Source organism: Vibrio hyugaensis (assembly GCF_002906655.1).
GTDB lineage: Bacteria > Pseudomonadota > Gammaproteobacteria > Enterobacterales > Vibrionaceae > Vibrio > Vibrio hyugaensis.
Map to the genome: position 1 here is coordinate 2,821,924 of NZ_CP025794.1, position 15,812 is coordinate 2,837,735.

13 protein-coding genes are annotated in these 15,812 nt (G+C 45.6%); 6 read left to right on the plus strand and 7 right to left on the minus strand.

Annotated features, from left to right (window positions below; translation table 11 throughout):
* Positions 1 to 166: 166 nt before the first annotated feature.
* From C1S74_RS14020 to lpxL, 4 genes are all read left to right on the plus strand, one after another.
* Positions 167 to 1,837 carry a SulP family inorganic anion transporter gene (locus C1S74_RS14020; protein WP_045403785.1) on the plus strand — a complete coding sequence of 557 codons (1,671 nt, stop codon included), beginning with the start codon at positions 167 to 169 and terminating at the stop codon, positions 1,835 to 1,837.
* A 252-nt stretch (positions 1,838 to 2,089) separates the two neighbouring features.
* Entirely contained in the window at positions 2,090 to 3,007 is a 918-nt protein-coding gene (locus C1S74_RS14025; RefSeq protein ID WP_045404063.1) for an ABC transporter ATP-binding protein, read from the plus strand.
* Entirely contained in the window at positions 3,007 to 3,777 is a 771-nt protein-coding gene (locus tag C1S74_RS14030; protein WP_045403787.1) for an ABC transporter permease, read from the plus strand. The genes C1S74_RS14025 and C1S74_RS14030 overlap by 1 nt, the downstream gene beginning before the upstream one ends.
* Before the next feature lie 142 nt (positions 3,778 to 3,919).
* Positions 3,920 to 4,849, plus strand: coding sequence for an LpxL/LpxP family Kdo(2)-lipid IV(A) lauroyl/palmitoleoyl acyltransferase (lpxL, locus tag C1S74_RS14035; protein WP_045403789.1), 930 nt, complete (start codon positions 3,920 to 3,922; stop codon positions 4,847 to 4,849).
* Positions 4,850 to 4,903: 54 nt separating this feature from the next.
* On the opposite strand, the gene panC is transcribed toward lpxL, so the two are convergent.
* The 7 genes from panC to sfsA all read right to left on the minus strand — a co-directional run bounded on the left by panC (position 4,904) and on the right by sfsA (position 10,839).
* On the minus strand, positions 4,904 to 5,806 hold the full coding sequence (gene panC, locus C1S74_RS14040; RefSeq protein ID WP_045403791.1) for a pantoate--beta-alanine ligase: 903 nt from the start codon (positions 5,804 to 5,806) through the stop codon (positions 4,904 to 4,906).
* A gap of 11 nt (positions 5,807 to 5,817) precedes the next feature.
* A complete protein-coding gene (gene panB / locus C1S74_RS14045; protein ID WP_045403792.1) occupies positions 5,818 to 6,612 on the minus strand; it encodes a 3-methyl-2-oxobutanoate hydroxymethyltransferase in 795 nt (264 codons plus the stop codon).
* Between the two features lie 24 nt (positions 6,613 to 6,636).
* The gene (gene folK / locus C1S74_RS14050; RefSeq protein ID WP_038870514.1) at positions 6,637 to 7,122 is read right to left on the minus strand and encodes a 2-amino-4-hydroxy-6-hydroxymethyldihydropteridine diphosphokinase; all 486 of its coding nucleotides are present in this window, start codon (positions 7,120 to 7,122) and stop codon (positions 6,637 to 6,639) included.
* On the minus strand, positions 7,119 to 8,486 hold the full coding sequence (gene pcnB / locus C1S74_RS14055; RefSeq protein ID WP_038870516.1) for a polynucleotide adenylyltransferase PcnB: 1,368 nt from the start codon (positions 8,484 to 8,486) through the stop codon (positions 7,119 to 7,121). The genes folK and pcnB overlap by 4 nt, the downstream gene beginning before the upstream one ends.
* A gap of 101 nt (positions 8,487 to 8,587) precedes the next feature.
* Positions 8,588 to 9,451: a tRNA glutamyl-Q(34) synthetase GluQRS gene (gene gluQRS, locus C1S74_RS14060; RefSeq protein ID WP_038878922.1), complete on the minus strand. Its 864-nt coding sequence runs from the start codon at positions 9,449 to 9,451 to the stop codon at positions 8,588 to 8,590.
* Between the two features lie 88 nt (positions 9,452 to 9,539).
* Positions 9,540 to 9,986 carry an RNA polymerase-binding protein DksA gene (dksA, locus tag C1S74_RS14065; protein ID WP_010450149.1) on the minus strand — a complete coding sequence of 149 codons (447 nt, stop codon included), beginning with the start codon at positions 9,984 to 9,986 and terminating at the stop codon, positions 9,540 to 9,542.
* Between the two features lie 136 nt (positions 9,987 to 10,122).
* Positions 10,123 to 10,839, minus strand: coding sequence for a DNA/RNA nuclease SfsA (sfsA, locus tag C1S74_RS14070; RefSeq protein ID WP_038870521.1), 717 nt, complete (start codon positions 10,837 to 10,839; stop codon positions 10,123 to 10,125).
* A 67-nt stretch (positions 10,840 to 10,906) separates the two neighbouring features.
* On the opposite strand from sfsA, the gene hrpB reads away from it, so the two are divergent.
* Positions 10,907 to 13,375 (plus strand): ATP-dependent helicase HrpB, encoded by a 2,469-nt coding sequence (gene hrpB / locus C1S74_RS14075; RefSeq protein ID WP_045404064.1) that lies wholly within the window; start codon positions 10,907 to 10,909, stop codon positions 13,373 to 13,375.
* A complete protein-coding gene (gene mrcB, locus C1S74_RS14080; RefSeq protein WP_045403795.1) occupies positions 13,368 to 15,758 on the plus strand; it encodes a penicillin-binding protein 1B in 2,391 nt (796 codons plus the stop codon). Before hrpB ends, mrcB begins: the two co-directional genes overlap by 8 nt.
* Positions 15,759 to 15,812: the final 54 nt, after the last annotated feature.

Here is a 15,812-nt window from a genome sequence, read left to right on the forward strand (position 1 = left end):
AGATGACTCATCTGACTAGTTCTCGTCGTTAAAATCATAAAATATGCAGCCATCATTCAGTAAGCAAATAAGCCCAATTTGGTCGTGGCTTTTTTTCGTTTATTTCTTTAGCGAAATATTTGTTAGATTGATGGCATTTTGTCTTTTTAATGCAGGGAGCAAATTCGTGTTCGGTAGTCGCTTTAAGGATATCAACCTCAAAGGGGATCTGTTTGGTGGTGTCACAACGGCCATCATTTCACTTCCTCTCGCATTAGCATTTGGTGTGGCTTCAGGAGCTGGCGCAGAAGCTGGTTTATGGGGCGCGATCATGGTGGGGTTATTTGCTTCACTGTTTGGTGGTTCCAATACACTTATTTCTGAGCCAACCGGTCCCATGACGGTGATCATGACAGCGGTATTAACCAGTATGATGGCCAAATACCCAGAAACGGGCATGGCCATGACCTTTACCGTGGTGATGATGGCGGGCGCGTTCCAAATTGTGCTCGGTACATTAAAGCTTGGTAAATACGTAACGTTAATGCCATACAGTGTTATCTCCGGCTTTATGTCGGGTATTGGTGTCATTCTCATTATCTTGCAGTTGTCGCCTTTACTTGGCCATGCTGCGCCATCTGGCGGTGTGATAGGGACACTATCGGCTCTGCCAGATACGATTTCTAATCTTAAGTTCAGCGAACTGTTTTTAGGTTTGTTGACGTTGGGTATCTTGTTCTTCTTCCCTAAGCAATATCGCAGATACGTTCCAGCACAGCTGGTGGCTCTTGTGGCGGTAACGTTACTCTCTGTCCTTGTCTTTGATGCCGATGATATTCGCCGAATTGGTGAAATCCCAGCAGGTTTACCTTCTTTGGTGGTGCCACATATCGATCCTGCGATGTTTACCGAAATGGTCATCGATGCATTGGTATTGGGTACGTTAGGTTGTATTGATACCTTATTGACTGCGGTTATTGGTGACTCACTCACGCGTAAAGAGCATGATTCAGACAAGGAACTGCGTGGCCAAGGTTTGGCGAACATGATTTCTGGGCTGTTTGGCGCTCTGCCAGGTGCGGGGGCGACGATGGGAACGGTGACCAACATCCAAGTTGGCGCTCGCTCACCGTTATCCGGTGTGATTCGTGCTTTGATTCTCGCTTTAGTCGTGCTTGTCGCTAGCGGTTTGACTGAACCCATTCCGATGGCTGTATTGGCAGGTATTGCGGTTTATGTTGGCTTTAATATTCTGGATTGGAGTTTTATCCAACGTGCCCATAAGGTGAGCTTTCCGGGTATGGCGGTCATGTATGGCGTCATGCTGCTGACAGTATTTGTCGATTTGATTGTTGCTGTAGGGCTAGGGGTATTTATTTCTAATATCATCATCATTGAACGCTTGAGTCGTGAGCAAGCACGCCAAGTTAAAGCCATCAGTGATGCTGATGAAGACGATGTACCACTGACCGATAGCGAAAGAGGCTTGTTGGACAGAGCCAATGGTAAAGTGTTGTTCTTCTATCTGTCCGGTCCGATGATCTTTAGTGTTTCTAAGGCGATCTCTCGTCAACACTCGAGCATTTCTGACTATGAAGTCATGATCCTCGACTTAACGGATGTTCCTATGATTGATGTGACGGTCGGCTTGGCTTTAGAAAACGCCATTAAAGATGCTTTAGACGCGAGCTGTGAAGTGTACTTGTTGTGTCCTAACCAACGTACTCGCGAGCAACTAGAGAAATTCCATGTGATTGATTTAGTGCCGGATGCGAATACATACAAGTTCCGCTATGAAGCGCTCAATGCGGCTATCAAGCATGTTGAAACTGATGAGCATCAAATGCTGACGCTTTAATCAACAGTCTCTATTAACTAAGCGCTGCTGGGGTTCTGGGAGCGCTTTTTTATTGTTTTAGATTGAGTGATTAAGAATCATAAAAGATAGGTATTTCTAATTTTATAGAAAGGTTTATTTGTATTCATCGTTATTCAACGATAAACTAATTCAACTTTAGTGCAATACCGATTGTCGGTTATGACGCCGACAGCAGTTTCCCCATTTGGTATTGGCATTCACGATTCATCAACAGATGGCAAGTATTACGCAATGTACGCATTAGAAATTGAACAGCTTCGCAAGACCTATGCGGGCGGATTTGAAGCGTTGAAGGGCATCAGCTTACAAGTAAAGAAAGGTGACTTTTACGCACTTCTTGGGCCGAATGGGGCTGGTAAATCAACCACTATTGGCATTATCTCTTCTTTAGTCAACAAGACATCTGGCACCACCAAGGTGTTTGGGTATGACATTGATACGCATCTTGAATTGGCGAAGCAAAACCTAGGTTTGGTTCCTCAAGAGTTCAACTTCAACCAATTTGAAACCGTTGAACAAATTGTCATGCAGCAAGCGGGCTATTACGGGGTTTCAAAAGCGCTAGCTAAAGAGCGTGCAGAAAAGTACCTGACCAAACTCGACTTATGGGAGAAACGTAAGGAACGTGCGCGTAACTTGTCTGGTGGTATGAAGCGCCGTTTGATGATCGCGCGAGCTCTAATGCACGAGCCTCAATTGCTGATCCTTGATGAACCAACTGCAGGGGTAGATATTGAACTGCGTCGTTCAATGTGGGACTTCTTAAAGGAGATCAACCAAGAGCAGGGCATTACCATCATTTTGACCACGCATTACTTGGAAGAAGCAGAAATGCTGTGTCGTAATATCGGTATCATCAACAAAGGTGAACTGATTGAAAATACGACCATGAAGGCGCTGTTGGGTAAATTGACGGTAGAAACCTTTATCCTAGATATTGAGTTCGACGGTGAAGTGCCAGTACTTCAAGGGGTAAGTAGCCAATCGATGGTCAATGGTTCATTGGAAATCGAATTAGATAAGAGCCAAGGGTTGAACTCGGTGTTTAACCAATTATCTGATTTAGGCGTAAAAGTGCTCTCTATGCGCAACAAAGCGAACCGTTTGGAAGAGCTGTTTGTCAGTATCGTACGTGGAGGTAACCAATAATGTACCAATTGTATTGGACGGCTTTTTGTAGCCTAGTTACAAAAGAAGTGAACCGTTTTACGCGTATTTGGGTGCAAACTTTGGTACCACCTGCGATTACGATGACGTTGTATTTCATTATTTTCGGTAACTTAATTGGCTCTCGCATCGGTGACATGAACGGCTTTAGTTACATGGAATACATTGTTCCGGGTTTGATCATGATGTCGGTGATCACGAACTCATACTCGAATGTGGCTTCTTCTTTCTTTAGTTCCAAATTCCAAAGAAACATCGAGGAATTGTTAGTGGCGCCAGTGCCGAACTACATCATCATTCTCGGTTTTGTGATGGGCGGCGTCGTACGTGGCCTATTAGTCGGAACGATTGTCACGTTTGTTTCGCTTTTCTTTGTTGATTTGAAAGTCGATCACTGGGGCATCATCATTGCGACTGTCTTTATGACGTCAGTGGTATTTTCACTTGGTGGCTTAATTAATGCGGTTTATGCGAAAACGTTTGATGATATCTCGATTATCCCTACGTTCGTTCTGACTCCGCTGACTTATCTTGGCGGTGTGTTTTACTCCATCAGTTTGTTGCCTGAATTTTGGCAAGGGGTGTCTAAGCTGAATCCAATCGTCTACATGGTGAACGCTTTCCGTTATGGTTTCCTTGGTGTGTCTGATGTGGGTATCGTTACGTCGTTTAGCGTATTGATCGTGTTTGTGGTTGCGCTCTACGCGGTGGCTCACTATCTAGTGACTAAGGGCATTGGGTTAAGAAGTTAACCTTAACAACACATTCAAGGGCAGCCATGAGAGCTGCCCTTCCTTAATGCACACCAATACATTCCCATACAATTTTTCGACTTTTAACATGCTAGGTTTGATTCATTTGTTGTAAATGCATTTGCTGTAAATGAGTGAAGCCATGAATATTGTCCCCTCTCCATCTTTCTCTTTTAAATTACTTCTTCCTAAATATTGGTCTGTTTGGTTCGCCTTTGGTCTGTTGGCGCTGATTGTCAATCTGCTTCCATTCTCAGCCTTACGTTTGTTAGGTCGAGGTATTGGCTCGCTTGCGATGCTGGCCATGAAGCGCCGTAAAGGCATTGCAAAGCAAAATTTAAAACTCTGCTTTCCTGAATACAGCGCTCAAGAATGCGATGAACTGGTAAAGACAAACTTTAAATACACGGGCATGGCGCTGATCGAGACGGGAATGGCTTGGTTTTGGCCTGAGTGGCGAGTTAAGAGACTTGCGACGATTGTCGGTAAAGAGCGCTTACTCGAACAAGAGAAAAATGGGCGTGGTGTGCTGGTGGTTTGCAGTCATCACCTTAATTTGGAAATGACAGCGCGTATTTTTAGTCAATTTGCCAAAGGCTATGGTGTTTATCGACCGAATTCAAATCCAGTTTATGAGTTTGTTCAGCATCGAGGACGCACGCGTTGCGGCCATCAAATGATTGATCGGAAAGACGTTAAATCGATGCTTAAAGTGCTGAAAAACGGTCAGCGACTGTGGTATCTACCTGACCATGATTACGGTGTGAAAAATTCGGTCTTTGCCCCGTTTTTTGCTGTCGAGCAAGCCGCGAGTACTGCTGGATCGAGTGTGCTTATTGATGCGACAAAATGCGCAGTGATGTCAGGGGTTACGGTCAGTGAAAATTCTCACTACACGCTCTATATTGGTGAGGATCTCAGTGGACGTTTCGAGCGCCGTAATCCGGTCAAAGCGGCAAGTATCCTAAATCAAGAACTTGAAGGCATGATAAGAAGAGACGTGCCAGCTTGGATGTGGCTGCATAAGCGGTTTAAAACTCGTCCGGAAGGTTTGAGTGGCGTTTATGCGTAAGAGGGATACAAAAAAGGTCGGCTTAGTGCCGACCTTTTTGTTTGCGAATTTCGTTTATTCAGCGTTTGCTGAATTCGCTTCGCTAGATTCTTCTTCTTTAGCTTCTACCGCCATATCAACAGTTTGGTTGTCGATGAGGCGTGCTTTACCTAAGAAGGCAGACATCAGGATCACGGCTTGAGTGGTCTCTGTTGTGATTGCTTGAAGTGTGCGAGCATCACGAATGAAGATTTCATCTGGCTGCAAACCGGCAGCGCGTAATTGATCATTCGCATCTTCAATCACTGAAGCGTAATCGTCACGACCACCACGCATCGCGCTACTGATCCAGCGCATAGTACGTGCTAAAACAGGTGCGCGTTGACGCTCATCAATCGTTAGCAGGCCATTGCGAGAGCTCATTGCAAGGCCGTCCATTTCACGAACGGTTGCGACACCAACGATTTCGATGTCCATTGCTAGGTCATCAACCATCTTACGAATAACAGCAAGCTGTTGGAAATCTTTCTCACCAAAGCAAGCCACATCAGGTTGAACGATGTTGAATAATTTATTTACGATAGTCGTCACGCCACGGAAATGGCCAGGACGGGAAGCACCTTCAAGAATCGTAGAAAGCCCAGGAACATCGACAAAAGTCTGTTTATCTAAGCCTTCAGGGTAAATGATCTCTGGTGTCGGTGTGAATACCAACTCTACGCCTTCACCGCTTAGCTTGTTAAGATCTTCTTCAAGTGTACGAGGGTAGTTATTTAAATCGTCTGCACGTTCAAACTGCATTGGGTTGACAAAGATGCTTACCACAACGACATCGGCGTGCTCGCGTGCTTTACGAACCAGCGTTAGATGGCCTTCGTGTAGGTTGCCCATGGTTGGGACAAACGCAACTTTACGACCTTCACGTTTGAACGTCTTGATCTGTTCACGAATGGCTGAGATTTCTGCAAAAGTGTGCATGCATTTATCCTCTAGGCAATAGTATGAGCGTCGTCTGGGAATACAGCGCTTTCAACGTCTGCCATGTATTTTGCTACAGCTGTACGCATATCGCCTGTTTCAGCAAGGAAGTTTTTCGAGAACTTTGGCATGTAGTTCGCCGAAATTCCGAACATATCGTGCATAACTAGGATTTGACCGTCCGTTACGTTACCTGCACCGATACCAATTACTGGTACATCAAGTACTTGCGTAATACGTGCTGCCAATTCAGCTGGAACACACTCGAGTAAAACAATTTGAGCGCCGGCTTCTTGCAGTGCTAATGCATCTTTTACCATACGATCGGCTTTTTCTTGATCGCGACCTTGCACCTTGTAACCACCAAAGATGTTTACAGATTGTGGTGTTAGGCCCAAGTGTGCACAGACTGGTACCGCGCGTTCCGTTAGCATTTTTACGGTATCTACTAACCAATCGCCGCCTTCAATTTTTACCATATTTGCGCCAGCACGCATGAGTGCTGCTGCGTTCTCACACGCTTGCTCTGGCGTTGCGTAGCTCATGAATGGCATATCAGCCATCAAGAGACAATTCGGGCTACCAGCGCGTACACAGCGAGTGTGATAAGCAATATCTTCAACGGTAACAGGTAACGTGTCGGTTTTACCTTGCAAAACCATGCCTAGAGAGTCACCTACCAGTAAAACTGGCATTTCTTGGCTTTCGAAAAGTTGGGCAAAGCTTGCATCGTATGCAGTTGAAGTAGCAAATTTACGACCTTCTTGCTTCCACTTAATTAGGTCGTTAATGGTCATTTTTTTCATTGTTTTATCCTCACTAGGAGTTGGCTATGACTGCCAAATATTGAGGCCGTTGCGATCTACTTTTTCAAGTAGTGACGACACCTCTATCCCGTCTGGGAGTTGTAAACTTGGTGCAATTTCCGCAAGAGGGTAGAGTACGAACTCGCGCTCTCTCATTCCATAATGTGGAACTGTCAGTCTTTCGGAATCAATCACCTCATTGCCGTATAACACGATGTCGAGATCCAAGGTTCTTGGGCCCCAACGCTCGTCTTTACGGACACGCCCTTGCTCTTGCTCTATCGCTTGGGTGCAATCGAGCAGTTCAAGTGGCGTCAAATTGGTTTTAATTGCCACAACCGCATTGATGTAATCCGGTTGGTTTTGCGGACCCATTGGTGTGCTGCTGTATAGCGAAGAAGCTTGAATAAACTCTGTTTTAGGCAGGGTTTTCAGTGCTTCAATCGCTAATTTAGCTTGGCTGACAGGATCAGCCAAGTTACTGCCTACCGCAATGTACGCTGTGATCATGAGTTTGGTTTACTCTTTTTCTTGCGATAGGTTTTACGGCGGCGTTGGCCTGTTTTTGGTGCTTGGCCATCTAGGTCTGCAGCCATGGCTTGGCGCATTTCTCGGCCAGCATTTTGGAAAGTTTCCCACCACTTAGCAAGCTTCTGAGTGTCGCCGCCTTCAATTTCACCGCGCATTTCAAGAAAATCAAAGCCAGCTCTAAATTTATTGAGCTCCATCAGGCGGAAAGCACGTTTACCATTGCGACGTGGAAGACGTAATTGCAGCTGCCAAATCTCGCGTATGGTCGCGGTATGACGGCGCGGAATGGCGATTGAGCGCACTTGGTCATCAAGAATGATGTTGCTTGCTTCCATGATGGCATCGTAATGGCACAGATTACGCTGTTCCATGAGTTTGTCTGCCATTGCACACAGTGGGTACCACAGCATTGCAGCAAACATAAAGGCAGGGTTAATACGCTTACCTTCTTCGATGCGCATATCGGTTGAATCCAACACTAAATCAAGCATTTGCTCAGTGTGAGATTCATAATCTTCAGTGAAGTGCTCTGAAATTGCAGGGAACAACTGTTGGAATAAGTTGTACTCACGCAATAAGTGGTAGGTTTCTAGCCCATACCCAGACTGAAGCAGTTTCAGTGATTCCTCGAACAGACGTGCCGATGGAATATCACGGAGTAGCGGTGCCATCTCTTCGATTGGTGCCGCGGTATCTTCTTCGATATCGAAGTCCAATTTCACCGCAAAGCGAACCGCACGCAGCATACGCACTGGGTCTTCGCGGTAACGGGTTTCTGGGTCACCGATCAGGCGAATAAGGCGATCTTCTAGATCTTCAATACCACGCGCATAATCGTGAATTGAGTAATCTGCGATGTTGTAGTACATCGAGTTAATCGTGAAGTCGCGACGTTCGGCATCTTCATCTACGGTGCCGTAGACGTTGTCGCGAAGTAGCATCCCTTCTTTCGATTGCTGGGAGATACTTTTGTTCTGTTGCTCTTGGTGGTGACCACGGAACGTTGCTACTTCGATGATGTCTCGACCAAACATAATGTGTGCGAGACGGAAGCGACGACCGATCAAACGGCAGTTTCTAAATAACTGTTTGATCTGCTCTGGTGTCGCGTTCGTTGCAATATCAAAGTCTTTTGGTTTTTGTCCAAGCAGTAAGTCTCGAACCCCGCCACCTACAAGATAAGCATCGAAACCGGCACCGTTCAGTCGGTATAGCACTTTCAGTGCATTGTCACTGATATGCTTACGCGAGATGTTGTGCTCTTCACGAGTAATTACATTAAGAGCGAGTTCTGGGATCATGGCAGATTCGCTTGGTGTATAGTCGTTTGTATTCATGTGCATCTGGCAATAACTGGGTTTAATCCAATCTTGCTTTGGTTAGTTTCTACGCCTCGAGGGCCAATTTTGCGGCTAATGATAGCCTACGCAGTGCCATTTGAGAATCACGGTGTGATCTCGATCTCTGCTGGAAGCTGTTCTAAGTGCCAATTTTCGCAACCCCAACGCAGTATTTCTTCAAGGTTTGCGCCTTTTACATCGTCAGGTATATCAAAGCCTAAAAATGTCATGGCATGCAGCAGAGCTGGCTTCGGATTATCGACATCAATAGCCGTCGCATGGTTTTGTTTTGACAGCTTATTACCGTTTGAATCCATCGCTAACGGTAAGTGTAAATAGCTTACTTCTGGTTGCCCAAGTATTTGGTACAAGCTGATTTGACGACCTGTGGGCTCAATTAAATCCGCACCACGAACGACTTCGGTAACCCCTTGGTCGATGTCATCTAATACTACCGCAAGATTATAGGCAAATAATCCATCTCGACGCTTAATAATGAAATCTTCATTTACTAGAGCTTCTGGAATCGTCATGGTGCCTTGTTTCTTATCGAGAAAATCAGCGATAGGTTTGGTCATTTTTAGGCGAATCGCGCCTTCTTTCAAGCCTTTATCTCGACATGTTCCCGGATAATAGCCGCCGTGTTCTTTAATTTGCTTGCGAGTACATTGGCAATAATAAGCGTCGCCATTCTTTAACCAAGCATCGATTTGTGTTTGGTATAAGTGATGACGTTCGCTTTGGTATACGACGTTGCCGTCCCAGTGCAAATGGTAAGCGCGTAGCGCACTTAGAATCTCGTCAGAAGCTCCCGGCATTTCTCTCGGTGGATCAAGGTCTTCGATACGTACCAACCAGTCTCCGTGATTGGCTTTCGCTTGAAAGTAGCTGCCGAGCGCAGCTACTAACGATCCAAAATGTAATGGCCCAGAAGGGGATGGTGCGAATCGACCTACATAGCGTGTCATGCGTGTATCTCGAAATTATTCTAATAAAGCTAAGCCAAAACAAAAAGGGAGCCTGAGCTCCCTTTCAATAATCATCATGCTTGGTTGATTAACCTTGCATTTGTTTCTCTTTGATCTCTGCAAGTGTTTTACAGTCGATACAAAGGTCTGCGGTTGGACGCGCTTCAAGGCGACGAACACCAATTTCAACACCACATGATTCACAGAAGCCGAAATCTTCTTCAGTGATTTTATCTAGTGTTTTTTCGATCTTCTTGATCAGGCGACGCTCACGGTCACGGTTACGCAGTTCTAAGCTGAACTCTTCCTCTTGAGAAGCACGGTCAACTGGATCTGGGAAGTTTGCTGCTTCGTCCTGCATATGGTGTACAGTGCGATCGACTTCTTCCCTGAGCTGATTACGCCAAGCTGTTAAGATTTTCGTAAAGTGTTCAACCTGTTCTGGTGACATGTACTCTTCACCAGGCTTTTCCTGATATGGCTCCACACCGGCAATGGCTAGGATGCCTATCGTTTTCTTCTTTGATTCTGGCATACAGCATCTCCTACTTACACCTAGTCAACTGCTTTGCAGTCAATTTAAGGCGGGTATCTATAGCAAAAAGAGGCGGTGCAGGCAATTACTGAATTGCAAACTTATCGTCATTGTGAAGATGACATCATTTTTTCTCTTAATTGATAAATTCAATAGCAGAGATTAGCTTGACTTCAGTATTGCTCAGTTCAGCTTTGTAGCAGAGAACTTCCACTCCAGCGTCTTGTGCTTGTTTTAGTAAAGTTGAATATTTCGCGTCTATATGGTGCGCCGCAGATACTTTTTCAATACCTGAATGTAAAACAGTGAATAAAAGTATGGCTCTACTTCCAGTTTGTGCCATTTCTGTGAGCTCTCGCAGGTGCTTTTGTCCTCGAGTAGTCACGGCATCAGGGAAATAGCCTTGGCCGGATGCGCTTTCTTCATCCAACAGCGTGACGCTTTTCACTTCTATATAACACTTTGATTTGTCACTTGCGCTGAGCAAGATATCAATTCGACTATTTTCATTGCCATATTTCACTTCAGTTTGAAGTTTGTCATACCCACACAGTTCTGAAATGACATTATTTTCAATTGCTTCTACGGCAAGTTGGTTAGCTCGAGCGGTGTTAATACAGATTTTATGGCCCTGTTGTGTCTCACTGAGCTCCCAACTATTGGGATATTTGCGTTTAGGGTTATCAGAAGTGGAGTACCAAACTTTGTTGCCAGGTGTGGCACAGCCTGTCATTGCACCAGTATTGGCGCAGTGGATAGTGCGAACTTCGCCGTTATCCAATTCGATATCGGCAAGAAAGCGTTTGTAGCGTTTGAGCAGAGTCGCTGACTCTAGAGTAGGTTCGAAATGCATTTTGCTTCTTTAGGGGGGACTGTTTTTATGTACAATGTTGCCAACATTACAACACAAGGTATTTCCTTTGTCACAATTGCCGATTGAAGCCGTGATGCCGCAATTACTTGCTGCGGTTAATCATCAACATCAAGTGATCTTAAAAGCTGCGCCGGGTGCAGGTAAGTCGACATTCTTTCCTCTAAAGCTTCTTCAAAGCCAAACCGTCACGGGCAAAATCATCATGCTAGAACCAAGACGTTTGGCGGCTCGGAATATTGCGCTTTACCTAGCACAGCAGTTGGGGGAACAAGTTGGAGATCGAGTTGGTTATCGTGTACGTGGTGAGACGAAGGTAAGTAAAAATACGCAACTTGAAATTGTAACGGAAGGGATCATGACTCGAATGATCCAAAATGACCCAGAGTTAGATGGCATCGACCTGCTGATCTTTGATGAGTTTCATGAGCGAAGTATTCATGCCGATACAGCATTGGCCTTTAGTTTAGAGGTTCAAGAAGCGTTGAGAGACGACCTCAAGCTGGTAGTGATGTCAGCTACGCTTGACCAAGATGCCTTACAAACCTTGTTGCCAGAGGCTGAATATATTGAGTCTGAAGGGCGAAGTTTTGAGGTGGAAACGCGTTATTTACCTCTGGGTACAAATGATCATTTGCCCACATCAATGGCAAGGACGATTGAAAGCCTAATTCAGAAAGAAACGGGGTCGTTGCTCGCCTTTCTGCCCGGCGTTGGGGCAATTAAGCTGGTCGCGGAACGTTTGTCACATCTTCCTAATACTGTGGAAGTTTGCCCTTTATATGGTCAATTGAGCTTTGCCGAGCAACAAAAAGCCATTGCTCCTACGACATCTGGTAAACGAAAAATTGTACTGGCTACCAACATTGCGGAAACGTCTTTGACCATTGAAGGTATTCGCTTAGTGGTCGATTCAGGATTAGAACGAGTTGCACGATTTGATTTGAAAAACGGTTTAACGCGTCTCGAACAAGTTCGAATTGCTCAATCGTCGGCAATTCAACGAGCCGGTCGTGCCGGTCGTATTGAAGAGGGCATTTGTGTTCGTTTGTATTCTGAAAGCCAATTCAAACAACAACCAGTAGTGCCTCAACCGGAAATTTTGCATTCCGATTTAGCAAGTTTAGTGATGGAGCTTGCTTACTGGGGGGCTGGGGATATCAGCGAACTGAAATGGCTCGATATTCCATCGATAACGTCTGTTGCTCAGGCTAAGCAGTTACTTTTGTCTCTAGGGTTGCTGACTAAGCAAGGTCAATTGACAAGTGATGGTAAATTAGCTCATGAATTGGGCGTCGATCCTCGTTCTGCCGCTATGTTGATTCAAGCACAGCATCACAGCAGTAAGATGTTAAATACCGCGCTTGCAGCGGTCGCCCTTATTGAAGAGCCAGAGCGCAATGTGACGAACATCGCTCATAGCTTGCATCGTTGGAAGAATGGAGCACATTCAAAAACATCGATGATGCTAAAACGCACTCAAACTTTAGCGCGTAAACTAGATTCTGCGTTTCACCTCTCTAATGTTGAAGAAAATGCGCTACCGTTGGTTTTGAGTTTGGCATTTCCAGACCGAATTGCGCAGCAACGTGCGAATCAATATGGGCGGTTTACCCTAGCCAATGGCCACGGTGCAGAGTGTCGACCAGAAGAGACATTGGGTGGTTGCGAGTATTTAGTCGCCATTGACTTAATGCGTTCGCATTCGAATTCCAGTCAAATTAATCTGGCTTGTGACCTCGATATCAACGAGTTAGCAGATGTGTTTGTCCATCTGTTTGCTAACGATGATGTGGTTGATTGGGATGAAAAGAAAGGGCGTTTGAGCGCTGAGCGACAATTTAAACTGGGCCAACTCGTGATTAAACGCGAGGTGTTACCAAGTCCCGGTAAAGAAAAAATGACACAAGCTTTACTCACGTATGTCCGCCGTCAGGGCTTACAGAGTCTAAACTGGACATCGTCAGCGAAGAGTTTATTAGAACGTATTCGCTGCGCAGTGGAATGGTTACCAGAGCAAGGTTGGCCGAGTTTCGATGAGGCAGGGTTGCTGGAAAGCTTGGAAGAATGGCTAGAGCCGTACATGAACACGGTTTCGTCAGTAAAAGATTTGGCGAAGGTGAACTTGGTGGAAGCACTCAATGCTCGACTGGGATGGCCTCTGAATCAAAATATTGATGAATGGCTGCCCGAAGACTATCGCTTGCCGACAGGATCGAAAAAGCACATTCGTTATCAGTTTGGTTACGAGCCAGTGCTGTCTGTCCGGATGCAAGAAGTGTTTGGTGAAAGCAGTTCACCGACGGTGGCCTTGGGGCGAAAGCGATTGGTGTTGGAGTTGCTTTCCCCAGCACAACGCCCTCTTCAAGTGACGACTGATTTAGCTGCCTTTTGGGCAGGAAGTTACAAAGAAGTGCAAAAAGAGATGAAAGGGCGCTATCCGAAACACGTTTGGCCTGATGATCCTGCAACTCATGTAGCGACAACAAAAACAAAAAGACAATTGAATAATGACTGATACAAAAAAGCCCGGTGCGAAAAGAACACCAGCCAAGAAAACAACGTCAAGTAAGGCGACAACGACGAAGAAAAGTTCGCCTAAGCGTCCTAGACGATCGCCATCGAAAAAGCCAAGCAATGGTAAACGTTCTTGGTTGAAAATCATTTGGTCATTCAGTTGGAAGGCGGGTATTGCGTTGGCCGCAGTATTGCTTTTCGTCGGGATTTATTTAGATAGTGTGGTGAAAGATCGTTTCGATGGGCAGTTATTTGATTTGCCAACGGTCGTGTACGCTCGCATTCTCAATTTGAATCCGGGTGAAAACATAACCATCAAAGAAATGCGTAACGAGCTAGATGTTTTGAATTACCGTAAGGTTAGTCAACCGCGTTATCCTGGCGAATACTCTTCCTCTTCGACTCGTATTGAGCTCATCCGTCGTCCTTTTGAATTTGCTGATGGCCCTGAGCCTGATCGTCACGTGATGTTGCATTTCTCAAGCAGCGGCTTAACGCGCATTCAATCTCTCGAATCAAAAGGTGATTTAGGTTACTTGCGTATTGAACCTAAGATGTTGGGTATGCTGGAGAAAGATCAAAACGAACAACGGTTGTTCCTACGTCGTGATCAGTTCCCTGAAATTCTTGTCGATGCACTTCTTGCGACCGAAGATCGTGATTTCTACCAGCATGATGGAGTCTCTCCTTTGGCGATTGGTCGTGCACTTGTTGCCAACATCAAGGCAGGCCGTACTGTACAAGGTGGCAGTACGCTGACCCAGCAGTTAGCAAAAAACTTATTCTTAACTCGCGATAAAACGTTATGGCGTAAAGTTCGTGAAGCGTATATCGCACTGATTTTGGATTATCGATACAGCAAAGATCGAATTCTTGAGGCTTACCTCAACGAAGTTTATCTCGGTCAAAGTGGCGGGGATGCGATTCATGGCTTTGCTTTGGCATCACGATACTACTTTGGACAACCAATCCAGGAGCTTCGTATCGACCAACTTGCGATGCTGGTGGGTATGGTTAAAGGGCCATCTTACTACAATCCAATTCGTTACCCTGAGCGCACGAAAACACGTCGTGATCTAGTTTTACGCCTCTTGATGCAACAAGACATGCTGACTTCTGAACAGTATGAACAAGCGGTCAATCGTCCGTTAGATACGCAAAGTAAACCTCGTATAGCAAGCCGTCAGCCCGCTTATTTCCAGCAACTGAATATTGAGCTGAAAGAAAAAGTGGGTGATAACTTCAAAGCTGAAACGGGGTTACGTTTGTTTACGTCTCTCGATCCTGTTTCGCAAAGTAAGCTAGAACAAGCGATTGCGAAAAAGGTACCTGAGTTGGCTAAACGAGCAGGTAAAGAACTTGAAGCAGCAGCAGTTGCTGTCGATCGCCACAGCGGTGAAATTCGTGCCATGGTTGGTGGTAAGCGTGTCGGCTACGAGGGCTTTAACCGAGCATTGAATGCGAGTCGTCCAATTGGCTCGTTAGTGAAGCCAGCAATTTACTTGACGGCATTAGAGCAACCAGAGAAATACAATCTCGCTACCACGCTTCACGATACGCCGTTAAGTTTGAAAGGCAGTAAGGGCAGCGTTTGGTCGCCACGTAATTTCGACCGTAAATTCCGTGGTGATGTGCCTCTATACCTAGCGCTAGCGAAATCTCTTAATGTGCCAACCGTTCGCTTGGGTATGGAACTCGGTATTCCTGAGGTTTCTGATACGTTAGAACGTCTCGGCGTTGATAAAAATGAAATCCGCCCAGTGCCATCTATGTTCTTAGGTTCTTTCTCTCTGACGCCATTTGAAGTCGCACAGATGTACCAGACGGTAACAAACTCGGGTAAACGCGCGAAACTGTCAGCATTGCGTTCGGTTATCGATATGGATGGTAATGTGATTTATCAATCACTGCCTCGTTCGGCTCAGGCTGTTGATCAGCAAGCGGCATGGCTAACTACGTACGCAATGAAGCAAGGTGTTGCACAAGGAACGGGCCGTTTCTTACAAAGCCAATTCTCATGGGCGGCGTTAGCAGGTAAAACGGGCACCAGTAATGACAGCCGCGATAGTTGGTTTGTCGGTGTTGATGGTCGGGAAGTGACAACCGTTTGGCTGGGGCGCGATGATAATAAATCCACCAAGTTGACGGGTTCAAGCGGTGCTCTGCGTGTTTACGCCGAATATTTGCAGCAACGTATCCCTGAGCGACTGGAATTGCCATGGCCAAAAGAAGTGACGACATTGGGTTTCCAAAAAGCGGCGAATGGTGCGTTGGAACTGAACTGTCGTAGCGAATATAAGTTGCCAGTGTGGGATAAAACAGGCCAAATAAAACAGCAGTGCGAGAAAAAATCGAACTGGTTGAATAATTTATTTGATTGGTAAGGCTACCAAAAACGCTATCACTGACTTGTTTCATTGGTCGATTCTTAGTAAAAG